The sequence below is a fragment of the Pseudomonas sp. PA1(2017) genome (assembly GCF_001945375.1).
Taxonomy (GTDB): domain Bacteria; phylum Pseudomonadota; class Gammaproteobacteria; order Pseudomonadales; family Pseudomonadaceae; genus Aquipseudomonas.
Genome location: NZ_MSXU01000009.1, coordinates 1,351,427 through 1,368,457 on the forward strand (window position 1 = coordinate 1,351,427; position 17,031 = coordinate 1,368,457).

The following is a 17,031-nucleotide window of genomic DNA, read 5'->3' on the forward strand; positions in this document are numbered from 1 at the left end:
GAACGAACAGAGAAGCTAACGGACATTCGCGCATGCGCCGCCTTTCGAGGGCCGTACGCGCCCGACTCGTCGTATCCGGTAAAGGAAGTACGCTTGGACTGGCAAACCCTGCTCACCCGTGAACGTCTTGGCAAACCGGCGCCCAGCGCCGATGAACTGGGCCGCAGCCCCTTCCACAAGGATCACGACCGCATCATCTTCTCCGGCGCCTTTCGCCGGCTGGGCCGCAAGACCCAGGTGCATCCGGTGTCCAGCAACGACCACATCCATACCCGCCTGACCCATTCGCTGGAGGTCAGCTGCGTGGGTCGCTCCCTGGGCATGCGTGTCGGCGAGATGCTGCGCGGCGAACTGCCGGCCTGGTGCGAGCCCAGCGATCTGGGCATGGTGGTGCAGTCCTCCTGCCTGGCCCACGACATCGGCAACCCGCCGTTCGGCCACTCCGGCGAGGACGCCATCCGCCACTGGTTCCAGCAGGCCGCCGGGCGCGGCTGGCTGGATGCCATGAGCGATGCCGAGCGCGGCGACTTTCTCAGCTTCGAAGGCAATGCCCAGGGTTTTCGCGTACTCACCCAGCTGGAGTATCACCAGTTCGATGGCGGCACACGGCTGACCTACGCGACCCTTGGCGCCTACCTCAAATACCCCTGGACGTCACGGCACGCCGAGGCCCTGGGCTACAAGAAGCACAAGTTCGGCTGCTACCAGAGCGAGTTGCCGCTGCTCGAGCAGATCGCCGGCAAACTCGGCTTGCCGCAGCTCGAAGAACAACGCTGGGCACGTCACCCACTGGTCTACCTGATGGAGGCCGCGGACGACATCTGCTACGGCCTGATCGACCTGGAAGATGGGCTGGAAATGGAACTGCTCGACTACGCCGAGGTGGAATCACTGCTCCTCGATCTGGTCGGCGATGACCTGCCGGAAACCTACCGCCAGCTCGGCCCGCAGGATTCGCGGCGGCGCAAGTTGGCGATCCTGCGCGGCAAGGCCATCGAGCACCTGACCAACTCGGCCGCCCAGGCCTTCGTCGAGCAGCAGCCCAGCCTGCTGGCCGGCCGCCTGGAGGGCGATCTGGTCGAGCATATGCACGGCCCGGCCAAGCATTGCGTGCAGGCGGCGAAGGCCATGGCCCGCGAAAAGATCTTTCAGGACAAACGCAAGACGCTGCACGAGATCGGCGCCTACACCACGCTGGAAATTCTCCTCAATGCCTTCTGCGGCGCGGCGCTGGAGCAACACGGCGGGCGCACGCCGTCGTTCAAGAACCGGCGCATTCTCGATCTGCTGGGCCATAACGCACCCGATCCGCACTGGCCGCTGTACCGCTCGTTCCTGCGCATGATCGATTTCATCGCCGGCATGACCGACAGCTACGCCACCGAGATGGCGCGGGAAATGACCGGTCGCTCGAGCCCGGTCTGAATATGCGCCAGGTGCTCAGGCAGTTGTTCAGTTGGCACGCCGGGCCACCCGCCTGGGGACCTGCGGTGGTCGCTGGCCTGGGCTGTGCGCTGCCGCTGCTGCTTGGCCTGTTCAGCGCCCATCCGGGCTTTCTGTGGGCGTCGGTCGGCGCCTTCCAGGCGGCCCAGGCCAACCCGCTGCACCGCTTCGGCATGCTACGCATGCTGCTGCTCACCGGCCTGGGCGCCTGCAGCGCCGGCCTGGGCTTCTGGTCGGCGACCCACCCGCTGATCAGCCTGTCGCTGTTCGCCGCCTTCGGCCTGTTACTGGCCTGGCTGCAGCGCTATGGCACCGAGGCCGGCAAGCTGGGCATCGGCCTGACCGTCTGCCTGTGCCTGGGGCAAGGCCAGTACGGCAGCAGCATGCTCAACAACCCCAACGCCATCGCCATGCTGTTCATGCTCGGTGGGCTGTGGGTGATGCTACTGGCCTTCGGTTTGCGCGGCCTGCATGGCCTGCGCATGTGGCCGCACATGCCACGCCTGATCAGCCTGCTCAAGGTGTTGCGTCGTCATGCGCAGCGACAGTCTCGCCAACAATGGGGCCTTTACGCCCTGGGCTGTACGGTGGCGGTTTCCATGGCCGGCTTGATCGTCAATCTGGCCCACCTGCAGCGCGGTTACTGGCTGACCCTGGCGGTGGTCACCACCCTGCAACTGGAGTTCAGGGGCAGCCTGGTGCGCGCGTTGCAGGCGAGCATGGCCAGCCTGACTGCTGCTGGCCTGCTGATCCTGTTCGGCCATAGCCTGCAAAGCCCACCGCTGATGGTCGCCATCATGCTGCCGCTGATCATGTTCAGCCGCGCCCTGCAGGCCAACCACTACGGTCTGTTCGTGCTGCAGACGACGGTCTGCTTCGTGCTGCTCGCCGAAAGCCTGGCCAAGGACTGGCACCTGCCGCAGGTGCGCCTGTTCAACGTCACCCTGGGTATCGTGCTGACCCTGTTCATCGCCCTGCTGATGCACGGCTTGCGCCAATGGCTGGATAATCGCAACGCCGCCAGGCTAAGCACCGCGGCAGCAGACGAGCGAGCGCCGGCGCAGCAACTGGAAACAAAGGCAATGAACGACGAGTGACCCAGGGCGGGCACAAAAGAAAAGGGCCTCGAACGAGGCCCTTTGTCGTGAATCAGGAAGCGGAGTTGATCTCTTTTTCCGGGTACCACACGTCCAGCAGTGGGCTGACGCTGAAATCGACCAGCTCGGAGCGGCCCTTCAGCCAGGCTTCCACAGCGGCGCGCTGCTCTTCGCTGACCGAACCACGCTTGGCCAGGCACACCAGGCCGTAGTCGTCGCCGCCAACATAGCCCAGGCCATTGGCGTTCATCGCGTCGCTCAGGAAGGCATCGAGGAAGGCGTCGACCGCTTCATCGCTCAGGTCTTCCTTGAAATTCAGGTTCAGTTCGAAACCCAGCTCCTGAAACTCGTCCACACAGAGTTTCTTGCGCAGACGACGGGAACGATTGGTAGCCATGGGTATAAATCCTTGCAGAGTGATAACGCGCGGCACTCTACCAGTTTAGCGGCGGCGATGCCTGCCAGCCGACGAAAAATCCACCGGGATCACCGTCTCGGTCGTCCACCCCGACAGCCAATCGATGGCCGACCATAAAATCCCGCAATCACGGCCCTTGGTGGCCTGGTGATGGGGCATAATGCGCGGCATTGTCCCAAACCGCTGTGGGAGCTCGTAATGCGATTTTCCGTTGTACCCGCCGTTCGGAGGCTGCGCATCCTCCGCCCTCTGGCCTTCGCCTGCCTCGTTCTGCCCACCGCCCTGCCTGCTCATGCAGCAACCAACGCCACGCTTCCGGAAAGCGTCGCCAAGAGCCTGAAGACCAACAAGATCGGTCAACAGTCGCTTTCCGTGGTGACCCTGCCGCTCAACGGGCCGGGCAATGGCACCATCTTCAATGCCGACGTGTCGGTGAACCCGGCCTCGACCATGAAACTGGTCACCACGTTCGCCGCCCTCGAGCTGCTCGGCCCGACCTTCCAGTGGAAGACCGAGTTCTACACCGATGGCCAGCTCAAGGATGGGGTGCTCAACGGCAACCTGTACCTCAAGGGCGGAGGCGATCCCAAGCTGAACATGGAAAAGCTCTGGCTGATGCTGCGCGACCTGCGCGCCAATGGCGTACGCCAGGTGACCGGCGATCTGGTGCTCGACCGCACCCACTTCGTGCAACCGGATTTGCCCGCCTTCAATGACGATGGCGGCGATGCCAACAAGCCCTATCTGGTCACCCCCGATTCGTTGCTGGTCAACCTCAAGGCGCTGCGCTTCATCGCCCGCGCCGAGAACGGCAAGGTCACCGTGGCTGCCGAGCCACCCCTGGTCGGGCTGAAGCTGGACAATCAGGTCAAGGTGCTCAAGGCCGGCAAATGCCCAGCCTGGCCAGACGTGCGCTACAACCCGGTGAAGGAATTCGATGGCACCCGCGTGATCGTCACCGGCCAGCTGACCGATGGCTGCAGCGCCCAGACATACTTGTCGCTGCTCGATCACCCGTCCTACGCCGCTGGCGCGGTGCGGGCGATCTTCGGTGAGCTGGGCGGCAGCATCATGGGCAAGGATCGCCAGGCCGAAGTGCCGAAGAGCGCCACCCTGCTGGCCCGCGCCTTCTCACCAGACCTGGTGGAGATCATTCGCGACATCAACAAGTACAGCAACAACACCATGGCCCGCCAGCTGTTCCTCAGCATCGGCGCGCAGAACCGCAACGAGGCAGATGTCGATGACGCCCACGCCGCGCAACGGGTGATCCGTGCCTGGCTGGCGCGCAAGGGCATCACCGCGCCGCAACTGGTCATGGAGAACGGTTCCGGGCTTTCCCGTGCCGAACGCATCAGCGCCCGGGAAATGGGGCGGATTCTGGAGGCGGCCTGGAAGAGCCCTTATGCGGCCGAGTTCATCAGTTCGATGCCGATCGTCGCGCTGGACGGCACAATGCGCAAACGCCTGCGCAACACGCCGATGGCCGGCCAAGCGCACATCAAGACCGGCACCCTGAACAACGTGCGTGCCATCGCCGGCTTTAGCCGCGACAACAATGGCAACAGCTGGGCAGTGGTGGCCATCCTCAACGACCCCAAACCCTGGGGCGCCTCGGTGATTCTCGACCAGGTGCTGCTGGACCTCTACAAGCAGCCGAAAAGCGCTGCCCGATAAGCGCTGAAGTCGCTCGGGTCGAGCGCCGCGACACCCGGGAAGCCATCCTGGGTATCGCTACGCTCAACCCAGGCCAGGGCTGTAACAGACTTACTTGGCCATCACCTTCCAGACACGGTGGATCTTGGCGTTGCGAGCGAAGTCCGGGTCGATGGTCTCGGCGCTGATTTCCTCGACCCGATAACGGGCCGGCAACTGCTCGTCGAGCAGGAACTTGCGGAAGTTGTTGGAGAAGTACAGCACGCCACCCGGCGCCAGGCGCGCCATGGCCATGTCCAGCAACTGGACGTGGTCGCGCTGCACGTCGAATACCCCTTCCATCCGCTTGGAGTTGGAGAAGGTCGGCGGATCGATGAAGATCAGGTCGTACTCACCACGATCATCGCCCAGCCAACTCATCACATCGCCCTGCTCCAGACGGTTCTTGTCCGAGAAGCCGTTGAGCGACAGGTTGCGCCGTGCCCAGTCCAGATAAGTCTTAGACAGGTCGACGCTGGTGGTGCTGCGCGCGCCCCCCTTGGCCGCGTGCACACTGGCCGTGGCGGTGTAGCAGAACAGATTGAGGAAGCGCTTGCCTGCTGCCTCTTTCTGAATGCGCAGGCGCAGCGGGCGGTGGTCGAGGAACAGGCCGGTATCCAGATAGTCGGTGAGGTTGACCAGCAGCTTGATACCGCCCTCCTTCACCTCCATGAACTGACCCTGGGCCGCCTGGCGCTCGTACTGTTTGGTACCGCTCTGGCGTTCACGACGCTTGATCACCACCTTGCTCTTGTCGATACCAAGGGCCTGGGGAATCGCCGCCAGGGCATCGAACAGGCGCGCCTGGGCTTTCTCCGGGTCGATGGAGCGCGGTGCGGCATATTCCTGCACATGTACCCAATCGTGGTATAGATCGACGGCCAGGGCGTACTCGGGCATGTCGGCATCGTACAGTCGGTAGCAGTCGACGCCTTCGCGACGCGCCCACTTGCCGAGCTGCTGGAGGTTCTTCTGCAGGCGATTGGCGAACATCTGCCCGCCCTCGCTCAGGCGCGCCTGCTCGACCGGCGCTGGCGCGGGCTTGATCGGGTTGCCGTTGCGGTTGAGCTTCGGCGCCTCGGCCTGCAAGGCACTCTGCTCACGCTCACGTTCCCGCTGCTCCGGCGTGCGGCGCTCGCCGGTGACGAACTGCTCGGGCTGCACCTTGATCAGCAACAGTTTGCACGGCAGCGCGCCGTTCCAGAACGAGTACTGCTTGTGGCTGCGGATACCCATGCGTTTGCCCAGGTCAGGCGCGCCGGTGAACACCGCCGCCTCCCAGCCCATGCAGGCCTGACGCAGACGCTCGCCGAGGTTCTGATAGAGGTACAGCAGGCTCGCTTCATCGCCCAGGCGCTCGCCATAGGGCGGGTTGCTGATCACCAGACCTTTCTGGTTCTGATCCGGCCGCGGCTCGAAGGTCGCCACTTCGCCCTGATAGACCTTGATCCAGTCGCTGAGCCCGGCACGATCGATGTTATTGCGCGCCGGCTGGATCAGCCGCGGATCGGCTTCGTAACCACGGATCCACAGCGGTGGCTTGGCCAGCCCCGCCGCGGCACGCTCCTCGGCCTCGGCACGCAGGCGATTCCAGGTGGCCGGCACATGGCCGAGCCAGTTGCTGAACCCCCACTGCTCACGCGTCATGTTGGGCGCGATATCGGCAGCGATCATCGCCGCTTCGACCAGAAAGGTGCCGACGCCGCACATCGGGTCAGCCAGAGCACCGCCCTCGGCGGCGATGCGCGGCCAGCCGGCGCGGATCAGCACCGCCGCCGCCAGGTTCTCCTTCAGCGGAGCAGCACCTTGCTGCAGACGATAGCCGCGCTGGTGCAGGCTATGGCCGGAGAGATCCAGCGACAGGATCGCTTCGCCGCGATCCAGGCGCAGGTGCACACGCAGGTCCGGGTTGAGCTTGTCCACCGAGGGGCGCGTGCCGTCGGCCTGGCGCAGCTTGTCGACGATGGCATCCTTGACCTTCAGGGCGCCAAAATGGGTGTTGTCGATGCCTGAACCGTGGCCGCTGAACTCCACTGCCAGGGTGCCGCTCGGTTCCAGGTGCTCGAACCAGTCGACGTCGAGCACGCCCTGGTAGAGCGACTCGGCATCGCGCACCGGAAAACGCGCCATCACCAGCAACACCCGGTTGGCCAGGCGCGACCACAGGCACAGCCGGTAGGCGGTTTCCATGCTGGCAACGCCACGAATGGCCGAGGTGTGCTCGCGGGCCTCAATCAGGCCCAGCGCCTTGGCTTCCTCGAGCAGCAGGCCTTCGAGCCCCTTGGGACATGTGAGGAAGAGTTCGTTTTGGTCCGACATCATAGATCCAGTGCCCAAAGGCGGTAATGGGTTGGCCCCGTGGTGGGCGCAACCAAAAATAAGTGACAAGAAGTCGCAATGCGACCCTTCGTCCGAATAAATAACAGGTGCAATCGATAGCCATTCACGATGGCAAAACACCACCAGCTTTAGCGAGAGCCACCAGCGGCGCGGGTTTCAGCGGCTAGCGCGGTCATCGTTCATGAAGCTTATGGCTTGACCCTCAAAAGCGTTACGTCCTTATGACAAATCGATCATTCACACCGCTTCGTGCATTCGATAGAAATCTACCTAGGCCGTCGTCGCAACGACGATGGCACATGGAGGCTCGCGACGCCGGCAGCGGACTCCAACGGCAGACCTTCTGCCTGACCTCCTGGAGGTCAACGGGACATAAAACAGTCAACAAGTGAGGGCAACACCCTATGAGAAGACTTAAGCGTGATCCGTTAGAAAAAGCATTTTTGCGCGGCTATCAGTACGGTATCAGTGGTAAATCCCGCGAGCTGTGTCCTTTCACTCTTCCGTCCGTGCGTCAAGCCTGGCTCAATGGCTGGCGTGAAGGCCGCGGTGACAACTGGGACGGTTTGACCGGCACTGCCGGTATTCATCGACTCAACGAACTTCGCGCAGTCGGCTAACGCCAAGGACCTACCGACTTCACCAAGCACGCTCCATCCGAGCGGCGGGCGCAAGCCCAGGGGCTCCCCAAGGGAGCCCTTTTTATTGCCCGCGATTCAACGCCGCGCTGCCGCGATGGCGTCCACCGCCTCGCGAATCAACGCCGGTCCTTTATAGATGAAGCCCGAATAGATCTGCACCAGGCTCGCGCCTGCGGCGATCTTCTCTGCCGCATGTCGACCCTCGGTGATGCCACCGGCAGCGATGATCGGCAACCGACCGCCCAACTCGCCTGCCAGGACACTGACCGTATGGGTGCTCTTGTCGCGCACCGGCGCGCCGGACAGACCACCAGCCTCGTTGGCGAATTCCAGGTTCTCGACGCCCTCGCGACTCAGCGTGGTGTTGGTGGCGATCACCGCATCCATACCGCTTTCCAGCAGCGCGGCGGCGACCTGCACGGTTTCCTCGTCGCTCATGTCCGGGGCGATCTTGATCGCCAGCGGCACGCGCCGACCGTAGCTCAGGGCCAGTTCGTTCTGGCGCTTGTGCAGGGCATCGAGCAACTGCTTGAGCGAGTCGCCGAACTGCAGGCTACGTAGCCCCGGGGTGTTCGGCGAGCTGACGTTGACGGTGATGTAGCTGGCGTGGGCGTAGACCTTGTCCAGGCAGATCAGGTAATCGTCCACCGCGCGCTCGACCGGCGTATCGAAGTTCTTGCCGATATTGATGCCCAGCACGCCGCGGTACTTGGCCGCCTGCACGCGGGCCAGCAGGTGGTCGACGCCGTGGTTGTTGAACCCCATGCGATTGATGATCGCCTCGGCTTCGGGCAAGCGGAACAAACGCGGCTTGGGGTTGCCCGGTTGCGGCCGAGGGGTGACGGTGCCGATCTCGACGAAGCCGAAACCCAGCTGCGCGAAGCCGTCGATGGCATCGCCGTTCTTGTCCAGGCCCGCCGCCAGACCTACCGGGTTGGCGAACTGAAGGCCCATGACCGTGACCGGCAGGCTGCTCGGTGCCTTGGTCAGGCGGCCCGCCAGCCCCAGACGGCCAGCGGCGCCGATCAGGTCGATGGACAGCTCGTGGGAAGTTTCCGGGGACAGTTTGAACAGCAGCTCGCGGGCCAGGTTATACATGGGCAGGCTTAGCTCGGCAGTGGCGAAATCGAAAGGCGCGAATTATAGCCGGCCAAGCCACCCTGTAGCGAGGATTAGAGCCTGCTCACGATTTAGCGAGCTAGAGCGATACAAGAGCTCGGCGCCCCCGCAAAAACAGGCGAGAAACGCAGCGCAGCGGAGTAACAGCCAACGGCTGGCCCGCAGGGTGAGCGCAGCGAATCAAGCGGACTGGGCTCGCACACGAGTTTACGAGCTGTAAATGAGCATTACTCGCTTCGCTCGCCCTTCGGGCCGCGCTAAAGCGCGTTAGCCGCAAGCGGCTTTCCGACTGGGCTGGCAATCCAGCTTGTTTTTAACGCTGTAGCGCCGACGCGCAGCAGATCGTGAACAGGCTCTTAGGCTAGGCGCCGCAGGCTGAGCAACTCACCGGCATCATTGAACTCCAGTTCGAAGGAACCATGGATACCGGTGTGGGTCAGAAACGTCCGGAAATGATGGGCGGGAATACTGACTCGCCGCCCGTCGCGGCTGAGCGCCTGAATGCGGTTGGCCCGCCCCTGATAGATCGCCTGCACGCGGTCTGCGGGTAATGCGATATCCAGAACCAGGCTTGCCATGGAGGCCCCTTGCAGATGAATGAACGGATTGTGCCACACTCGAACGCACCCCACGCCTCAGGCCAAGGCATTTCAGCCACGGCATGGACATTCTGCAGCGAGGGTCGTGCAACTCCCGGCAGCCTCTGCCACACTCCGCCTGGCACACCGACGTACGCGAGCTGCCATGAGCCTGCCTGAACCGCCCAGCCCCCTTGCCTCACGCCTGGCCGCCCTGGCTCAGCGCGTGGGCCTGCTTGGCCGCGGCTGCAAGCCCATCTTCGAACGCGCCAGCCAGCTTCAGCTGCCTTTCTCTGCCATTCCGACCTTCGGGGACAACATCTGCTGGCTGGGCGGCCCGCCCCTGCAGCGCCTCAAGGACCTGCCCCGTAGCGCGCTGTCCGGCCCGGTGCAGGAAGACAAGGCGGAAGCTCACGCCGCGCTGATCCAACTCATCGAAGTCGAACACCGTGAATTGGAGCAGTTCGATCTGCGCCTGGTCGACAGCCTGGTGCACTGCGACGGAAGCTACGGCAGCCTCGAGGACTACGCGGCCAGCGAAGCCTGTCGACAGATTCGCATCATCAGCTACCGCGACTTCCTCAAGCACCTTGGCAAGGCGTTGCCCGACTATCCGCACCAGAGCCTCGAGTTGTTCCACGCCCAGTGGCGCGGAGAGCGGCTGTTCTGGGCCGGCGACTCCAACCCTGAAGCCTTTGCCAGCGCGGTGGCCTACGCGCGATTGCGTGGCCTGGAAATCACCCTGCCGGCACACATCACCTACTACCGCATCAGCCCCGACGGCCTGCGTGATCTGGAACAGCACTACCACGCCCTGGCGATGCCCTGCGCAGCCTGGAGCGATGCCGGCTTCATGCAGTTGTTGATGGAGCACGAGGTGCCCTACGCCCGCCTGAGCCTGTTACGCACGCCGGGCTCACCCGAGTTCCTGCTGCTGCCCAAGCATTCACCGCAGGCCTGTGCGCTGGGAGAAGGGCTGCTCCAGGCCGGCGCACCGGACATGTTGCGCTACGTGCGCGAGCTGAGCTAGCTGACAGGTTTTGTAACCACTTCGCCCGGACGCCTTCATCAATGAGGGGTCAGTCTTTGCTCCCCTCTTTATCTGGAGCATCGCCGTGCGCATTGCCCTCGCTTCTTTGCTGATCGCAGGTAGCCTGCCCGTCCTAGCCGCCGAAACGCCACGTTACGGCGCCGAGCTGCAGGGGTTCGATTACCCCCATGAAGTCAAACGCTTCAACCTCGAATCGCAAGGCGTGTCGTTGCAGATGGCCTACATGGACGTACAGCCCGAGAAGGCCAATGGCCGCACGGTACTGCTGATGCATGGCAAGAACTTTTGCGCCGCAACCTGGGAAGGCAGCATCAAGGCGCTGAGCGAAGCCGGTTACCGCGTCGTAGCGGCCGATCAGGTCGGTTTCTGTAAATCCAGCAAGCCGGCGCACTACCAATACAGCTTCCAGCAACTGGCCAGTAACACCCACGCGCTGCTCGAACAGATCGGCGTCGACAAGGTGACCGTCATGGGTCACTCCATGGGCGGCATGCTGGCCACCCGCTACGCCCTGCTCTACCCCGAGCAGGTCGAGCAACTGGTGATGGTCAACCCGATCGGCCTGGAAGATTGGAAAACCCTCGGCGTGCCCTACCTGAGCGTCGATCAGTGGTACCAGCGCGAGCTGAAAACCACCGCCGAGGCCAGCCGCAACTACCAGAAGAACACTTACTACGCCGGCCAGTGGCGCCCCGAGTTCGATCGCTGGGTCGAAATGCAGGCGGGCATGTTCAATGGTGACGGCAAGAAGATCGTCGCCTGGAACTCGGCACTGACCTACGACATGGTCTACACCCAGCCAGTGGTCTACGAGTTTTCCCAACTGAAAATGCCCACCCTGCTGCTGATCGGCGAGCAGGACAACACCGCCATCGGCAAGGACGCAGCGCCCGAAGCGATGCGCAACAAGCTGGGAGACTACAAGGCGCTGGGCCCAGCCACTGCTGAGCGTATTCCCGATGCTACGCTGGTGACTTTCCCGGACCTCGGCCACTCGCCGCAGATTCAGGAACCCGATCGCTTTCATAAAGCATTGCTCGAAGGGCTCGACCGCAAGCGTTGACACCCAATCAATGCTCGGGCCCAGGCGTTAGGCAGGCATATCAGCCTGCCTAACCGCACAACGTCAGCGGTGGGGCATGGCCACAAAACCACACCGTCACAACCCCATAGGAGCGTCGCCCCCAGAGTGAACGATTGTCGCCTTGTCGCTCAATCGGTGCCGCGCCGACTATTCGCTGCGGGTCGTAGCTCCTACAGGGATCGTGAGCAACTCGGCATTCGTGTGGGAGCGCCGATCTCGGCGCGAACGATTGTGGCCATGTCGCGCAATCGGCATCGCACCCACTATTCGCTGCGGGTCGCAGCTCCTACAGGGATCGTGAGCAACCCAACACTCGCGTAGGAGCGTCGCCCTCGGCGCGAACGATTGTCGCCATATGGCGTAATCGCGCTGCGCCCACTATTCGCTGCGGGTCGTAGCTCTCACCATGATGCTGAGCAACCCCACACATGGCATCCCGCAAAAACCTACTGGTGATCTGCGGACAATTGGGTCGCTCGCAGCCAGCAGGCCTTGAAACGAAAACGCCCCGAACCAGTCGGGGCGTTTTCATTTACAGCCGTTACTCAGCTCAAGCCGGCAACACAGGCGGCTGGCTTTGCGCCAGGTCGCTCAGCTCCCGATTGGCCACGGCGTACATGGCGTAGTCACTTCCGGTAGCCGCACGCAGCTCGGCGAGCATGGCCTTCCAGCGGTCGACCAGTCGACGGTTTTGCTCCAGCCACATCTCGACCCGCGCCTCGATCGACTCCGGCCCGTTAGCCAATTGCAGAACCGAGACGGTGATGGCGCGCTGCTGCGCATCCAGATCGTCGCGGAACGCTTCGCGGGCCAGGGCCTGCCAGTTGCTTTCCACGCTCAGGCCGCTGATCTGCTGCAGGTACCAGGACAGGTCCAGGGCATCGGATACCGCAAAGTACGCGGACGCCACCTCGGTCGGCTCATAGCCGGTGAGATCGGCGGACTCGATGATCGGCAGCAGCGTGTACAGGTGGCCGGTGCCCGCCACCACGCGGGACAGCAGCTCCGGCACGCCAGCCTCGACATAGGTCTGGTAGCGCGCCATCCACTCGTCCCGGGCCGGGCCTTCGAGCAGCTCGTCCAGGCGCATGGCCAGCGCCTTGACCCGTGGGCCGAGGTGGGCCACGTCGCGGGCGGCATCCAGGTCGTTGCGACGGCTGCGCAGGTACCAGCGCGTGGCGCGACGGCCCAGACGCATCAGCTCGTCCATCATGGTCAACTGGAGGTCGGCCGGCACCTGGTTGTCCAGGGCTTCGATCTGGCGCCACCAGAACGGCAGGTGGAAGACGTCGCGTACGACTACGTAGGCAGCGGCTACCTGGGCCGAACCCACGCCGGTGGATTCCTTCAGGCGCTGCACGAAGGTGATGCCCATGTGGTTGACCAGATCGTTGGCGATCTGCGTGCTGACGATCTCGCGCTTGAGGCGATGACGACGCATGGCCTCGCCATACTCCTGCGCCAGGCGCGCCGGGAAGGCGGTTTCCATCTCGCGCGCCAGGTAGTCGTCGTCGGCAACGTCGGACTTGATCAACGCCTCCTGCAGCTCGATCTTGCTGTAGGAAATCAGCACGGACAGCTCGGGACGGGTAAGCCCCTGGCCCTTGGTGGCGCGCTCGTTGAGCTCCTCTTCGCTGGGCAGGAACTCCAATGCGCGGTCCAGCTTGCCGGAGGCTTCCAGCGCCGCCATCAGGCGCTTGTATTCACCCTGGCGTTCACGGGCGCGGCGCTCGGCCAGCGACAGCGCCTGGGTCTGCTTGTAGTTGTTGCCCAGCACCAGATTGCCCACGTCCTCGGTCATCTCGGCGAGCAGCGTGTTGCGCTGCTTGCCGGTCATGTCGCCGGCGGTGACGATCTCGTTGAGCAGGATCTTGATGTTCACCTCGTGGTCGGAGCAGTCCACACCACCGGCGTTGTCGATGAAGTCGGTGTTGCTGGCCCCGCCACCCAGGCCGTACTCGACGCGACCGAGCTGAGTCATGCCCAGGTTGCCGCCCTCGCCCACCACCTTGGCACGCAGTTCTCGGCCGTCGACGCGCAGCACGTCGTTGGCCTTGTCGCCGACGTCGGCATGGCTCTCGCGGCTGGACTTGACATAGGTGCCGATGCCGCCGTTCCAGATCAGATCGACCGGCGCCTTGAGCAATGCGTTGAGCAGCTCGGTCGGCGCCAGTTTGTCGGCCTGGATATCGAAGCGTGCCTTCATTTCCGGGCTGATGGCGATGCTCTTGGCACTGCGCAGGAAGATGCCGCCACCCTGGGAGATCAGCGACGCGTCGTAATCGGCCCAGCTCGAACGCGGCAGGTCGAACAGACGCTTGCGCTCGACGAAGCTGCGCGCGGCATCCGGGTTCGGGTCGATGAAGATGTGCAGGTGGTTGAAGGCAGCGACCAGCTGCAGCGACTCGGACAGCAACAGGCCGTTACCGAACACGTCACCGGCCATATCGCCGATGCCGATCACGGTGGTCAGATCCTTCTGCACGTCGATGCCACGCTCACGGAAGTGGCGCTGCACCGAGACCCAGCCGCCCTTGGCGGTGATGCCCATGCCCTTGTGGTCGTAACCGGCCGAACCACCCGAGGCGAACGCATCGCCGAGCCAGAAGCCGTATTCGTTGGCGATGCCGTTGGCGATGTCGGAGAAGGTCGCAGTGCCTTTGTCCGCCGCGACGACCAGATAGGGATCATCGGCATCGTGGCGCACCACGTTGGCCGGTGGCGCCACCTCGCCTTCCTTGAGGTTGTCGGTGATGTCCAGCAGGCCGCTGATGAAGATGCGGTAGCAGGCGATGGCCTCGGCCTGGATCTCGTCGCGACCGCCACCCAGCGGCAGGCGCCGCGGCACGAAACCGCCCTTGGCGCCGACCGGCACGATCACCGCGTTCTTGACCTGCTGGGCCTTGACCAGGCCGAGCACTTCGGTACGGAAGTCTTCTTCACGATCCGACCAGCGCAGGCCACCGCGAGCGACGTTGCCGAAACGCAGGTGAACGCCTTCGACCCGCGGTGAGTAGACGAAGATCTCGAACTTCGGTACCGGCCGTGGCAGTTCGGGAATCGCGCTCGGGTTGAACTTGAAACTGAAGTAGTTCTTCACCTCGCCCAGGGCGTCGGGCTGGTAGAAGTTGGTGCGCAGGGTGGCCTTGATCAGGTCCAGGTAGCGACGCAGGATGCGGTCTTCGTTGAGCACCGCGACGTTGTCCAGCGCGCCGAGAATGGCCTGCTCGAGCTTCTGCTGCTTGTCGTTCAGGTCGTCGGCATTGAGCTTGCGGGCGAGGTAGAAGCGCGTCCGGAACAGACGCACCAGCTCGCGGGCGATATCGGCATGGTTGAGCAGCGTGTTGGCGATATAACCCAGGTCAAAGCCCAGGCGAATCTGCTTCAGGTAGCGGGCATAGGCGCGCAGCAGCGCCACGTCACGCCAGGCCAGGCCGGCGGTCAGCACCAGGCGGTTGAAGGAATCGTTCTCGGCATCGCCGCGCACGATGTGCACGAAGGCGTCCTGCAGCGTGTCGTTGAGCTGCTGGATGTCGAGCTTCATGCCCTCGGGGTAGGTGAAGGCGAAATCGTGAATCCAGAACTCGCGACCGTTCTGGTGCTGCAGGCGATACGGGAATTCGCCCAGCACGCGCAGGCCGAGATTCTCCAGCACCGGCAGCACGTCGGACAGCGCCAGCGGCGTGTCGGCGTGGTACAGCTTGCAATGCAGCTGACGCTCACCAGGCACCAACGGCTGGTAGAAGCTCATGACCAGCGGGCGCTCCTCGGAGAGGCTGCGCAGATGCTGCATGTCGACCACTGCCGAATGCGGTGCGAAGCGCTCGCGGTAACCGGCCGGGAAGCTTTTCGGGAAGTCGGTGAGCACGCGGGTGCCCTTGGCTTCGCCGAAATTCTCCACGGCCAGGGCGGCATAGTCGTCGGTCCATGAACGGCAGGCCTGCACGACTTCGCGCTCGAGCTGCTGAGGGTCGATGTCCAGCTTGGTCTTCGGGTCCACACGCAGAATGAACTGCACACGGGCCAGCACCGACTCGGAGAAATAGGTCCAGAACTCGCAGTCGCTGGCCTGCAGGCGATCGACCAGCACCTGCTGGATACGCAGGCGGGTTTCCGTGGAGTAGACGTCGCGCGGCACGTAGGCCAGGGCGTAGACGAAACGACCGTAGGGGTCGAAGCGCAGGAACAGGCGTACCTTGTTGCGCTCCTGAATCTGCACGATCGACAGCGCCGTGCTGGCCAGTTCGTCGACCGGCGTCTGGAACAGGTCGTCGCGCGGCAGCACTTCGAGAACCTTGACCAGCTCCTTGCTCAGGTGGCCCTGGGAGATGAAGCCGGAGCGCTTCTCGACCTCGGCGACCTTGCGGCGGATGTAGGGAATCTCGCGCACGCTCTCGCTGTAAGCGGTCGAGGTGTAAATACCGAGGAAACGGCATTCCTTGACCACCTTGCCGCTGGCGTCGATCTCGCGAATGGAAACGAAATCCGGGTAGGCCGGGCGGTGCACGCGGCTCGGTTGCGCCGCCTTGGCGAACGACAGCAGGGTCGGTTCACGCAGGTAGGCCAGCGCGTAGGGCTCGATGTGCAGGTCGTCCTTGCTCAGGCCGCTGCGCAGGCGCCGGGACAGGCCCAGCAGCGAGCTCTCGTCATACTGCAGGTGGCCGCCATCGACGGCGTCGTGAACGGTGAATTCCTCATAGCCGAGGAAGGTGAAATGGTTATCCTGCAGCCAGGCGAGAAACACCTTGATCTCGTCCAGCTCGGCGGGGTCGGTGGCACCCTTGCCGAAGGTGCCGTCGCCGAGCTTGGTCAGCAGTTCCTGGGCCTTGGCCTTCATCGGCTGGAAGTCGGCCACGCTCAGGCGCACCTCTTCGAGCACTTCGAGCAGGGTCTTCTGCAGCGACTTGATTTCGGTGTTGCTGGCGCAGCGGTTGATCTCCAGGAACATCAGCGACTCGAGGCTGACGCCCTCGCCGGTACTGCCCTTGGGCAGCAGTTCGAGCAGCGCGCCCTGGGCGTCGCGGCGCACGCTGAGCACGCTGTTCTGCAGGGTATGAATGCTGTAGCCGCGGCGCTTGAGTTCGATGCGCACTGAGTCGACCAGGAACGGAATGTCCGGGTGCAGCACCTCGATACCGGTGTGGGTGCTCTGCCAGCCGTGCTTTTCATAGTCGGGGTTGAATACGCGGACCTGCGGTTGGGCGGGATCGAACTGGGCCAGCAGGCGCCAGGCCGAAAGGGTGCAGCCAACGAGGTCGGAAAGTCGCCGCTGAGTCAGCTCTTCGAGTGCGATGATGCCAAAGAACTGTTCAGCGAACAGGGCCACTTGTGGCAGGTCCTGCTCGCTGACGTGCTGCGCCAGGGCCGCTTGCAGTTGATGCTGGAAGTCGGCTTTGCTGGCCGCGGTGAAGAACGCCATTTGTGTGCTCCGTCTATGGGCTTGGTATGTGCGATTCGTGTTTCCATGCGTAGTTCAACCTTAGACCGGCTGCCTGCAAACGCTACCTGAAATGCGCGATGACGCTCCGGTCAAAGGTGCCCGGAGAGCTTAACGAGGCGAGTGCG

The 17,031-nt window shown here is 63.5% G+C and carries 11 protein-coding genes; 6 read left to right on the forward strand and 5 right to left on the reverse strand.

Features of this window, described 5'->3' with window-relative positions; genetic code table 11:
• Positions 1-93: 93 nt before the first annotated feature.
• A complete protein-coding gene (locus BVH01_RS13155) occupies positions 94-1,425 on the forward strand; it encodes a deoxyguanosinetriphosphate triphosphohydrolase (protein ID WP_075930728.1) in 1,332 nt (443 codons plus the stop codon).
• A gap of 2 nt (positions 1,426-1,427) precedes the next feature.
• Positions 1,428-2,540 (forward strand): FUSC family protein, encoded by a 1,113-nt coding sequence (locus tag BVH01_RS13160; RefSeq protein WP_075930729.1) that lies wholly within the window; start codon positions 1,428-1,430, stop codon positions 2,538-2,540.
• A 52-nt stretch (positions 2,541-2,592) separates the two neighbouring features.
• On the opposite strand, the gene BVH01_RS13165 is transcribed toward BVH01_RS13160, so the two are convergent.
• A complete protein-coding gene (locus BVH01_RS13165; protein WP_013790960.1) occupies positions 2,593-2,937 on the reverse strand; it encodes a YggL family protein in 345 nt (114 codons plus the stop codon).
• Positions 2,938-3,156: 219 nt separating this feature from the next.
• On the opposite strand from BVH01_RS13165, the gene dacB reads away from it, so the two are divergent.
• The gene (gene dacB, locus BVH01_RS13170) at positions 3,157-4,635 is read left to right on the forward strand and encodes a D-alanyl-D-alanine carboxypeptidase/D-alanyl-D-alanine-endopeptidase (RefSeq protein ID WP_075930730.1); all 1,479 of its coding nucleotides are present in this window, start codon (positions 3,157-3,159) and stop codon (positions 4,633-4,635) included.
• 90 nt (positions 4,636-4,725) lie between these two features.
• On the opposite strand, the gene rlmKL is transcribed toward dacB, so the two are convergent.
• Entirely contained in the window at positions 4,726-6,972 is a 2,247-nt protein-coding gene (rlmKL, locus tag BVH01_RS13175) for a bifunctional 23S rRNA (guanine(2069)-N(7))-methyltransferase RlmK/23S rRNA (guanine(2445)-N(2))-methyltransferase RlmL (protein ID WP_075930731.1), read from the reverse strand.
• 425 nt (positions 6,973-7,397) lie between these two features.
• Between rlmKL and rmf the strand changes: the two genes are divergently transcribed.
• Complete coding sequence (gene rmf, locus BVH01_RS13180; RefSeq protein WP_073268316.1) at positions 7,398-7,613, forward strand: ribosome modulation factor; 216 nt, start codon at positions 7,398-7,400, stop codon at positions 7,611-7,613.
• 96 nt (positions 7,614-7,709) lie between these two features.
• Here rmf and BVH01_RS13185 read toward each other — a convergent pair whose 3' ends face one another.
• Positions 7,710-8,732 (reverse strand): quinone-dependent dihydroorotate dehydrogenase, encoded by a 1,023-nt coding sequence (locus tag BVH01_RS13185; RefSeq protein ID WP_075930732.1) that lies wholly within the window; start codon positions 8,730-8,732, stop codon positions 7,710-7,712.
• Between the two features lie 377 nt (positions 8,733-9,109).
• Positions 9,110-9,331 (reverse strand): DUF2835 domain-containing protein, encoded by a 222-nt coding sequence (locus BVH01_RS13190; RefSeq protein ID WP_075930733.1) that lies wholly within the window; start codon positions 9,329-9,331, stop codon positions 9,110-9,112.
• A gap of 166 nt (positions 9,332-9,497) precedes the next feature.
• On the opposite strand from BVH01_RS13190, the gene BVH01_RS13195 reads away from it, so the two are divergent.
• Both BVH01_RS13195 and BVH01_RS13200 read left to right on the forward strand, forming a co-directional pair.
• Positions 9,498-10,361, forward strand: coding sequence for a DUF6685 family protein (locus BVH01_RS13195; protein WP_075930734.1), 864 nt, complete (start codon positions 9,498-9,500; stop codon positions 10,359-10,361).
• Between the two features lie 85 nt (positions 10,362-10,446).
• Entirely contained in the window at positions 10,447-11,445 is a 999-nt protein-coding gene (locus BVH01_RS13200; protein ID WP_218189099.1) for an alpha/beta fold hydrolase, read from the forward strand.
• 571 nt (positions 11,446-12,016) lie between these two features.
• Here BVH01_RS13200 and BVH01_RS13205 read toward each other — a convergent pair.
• Positions 12,017-16,885, reverse strand: coding sequence for an NAD-glutamate dehydrogenase (locus BVH01_RS13205; RefSeq protein ID WP_075930736.1), 4,869 nt, complete (start codon positions 16,883-16,885; stop codon positions 12,017-12,019).
• Positions 16,886-17,031 lie beyond the last annotated feature (146 nt).

Coding starts and splice junctions, on each gene's coding strand:
- BVH01_RS13160 (WP_075930729.1), top strand. CDS start 1,428: ATGCGCCAGGTGCTCAGGCAGTTGTTCAGTTGGCACGCCGGGCCACCC.
- BVH01_RS13165 (WP_013790960.1), bottom strand. CDS start 2,937: ATGGCTACCAATCGTTCCCGTCGTCTGCGCAAGAAACTCTGTGTGGAC.
- dacB (WP_075930730.1), top strand. CDS start 3,157: ATGCGATTTTCCGTTGTACCCGCCGTTCGGAGGCTGCGCATCCTCCGC.
- rlmKL (WP_075930731.1), bottom strand. CDS start 6,972: ATGTCGGACCAAAACGAACTCTTCCTCACATGTCCCAAGGGGCTCGAA.
- rmf (WP_073268316.1), top strand. CDS start 7,398: ATGAGAAGACTTAAGCGTGATCCGTTAGAAAAAGCATTTTTGCGCGGC.
- BVH01_RS13185 (WP_075930732.1), bottom strand. CDS start 8,732: ATGTATAACCTGGCCCGCGAGCTGCTGTTCAAACTGTCCCCGGAAACT.
- BVH01_RS13190 (WP_075930733.1), bottom strand. CDS start 9,331: ATGGCAAGCCTGGTTCTGGATATCGCATTACCCGCAGACCGCGTGCAG.
- BVH01_RS13195 (WP_075930734.1), top strand. CDS start 9,498: ATGAGCCTGCCTGAACCGCCCAGCCCCCTTGCCTCACGCCTGGCCGCC.
- BVH01_RS13205 (WP_075930736.1), bottom strand. CDS start 16,885: ATGGCGTTCTTCACCGCGGCCAGCAAAGCCGACTTCCAGCATCAACTG.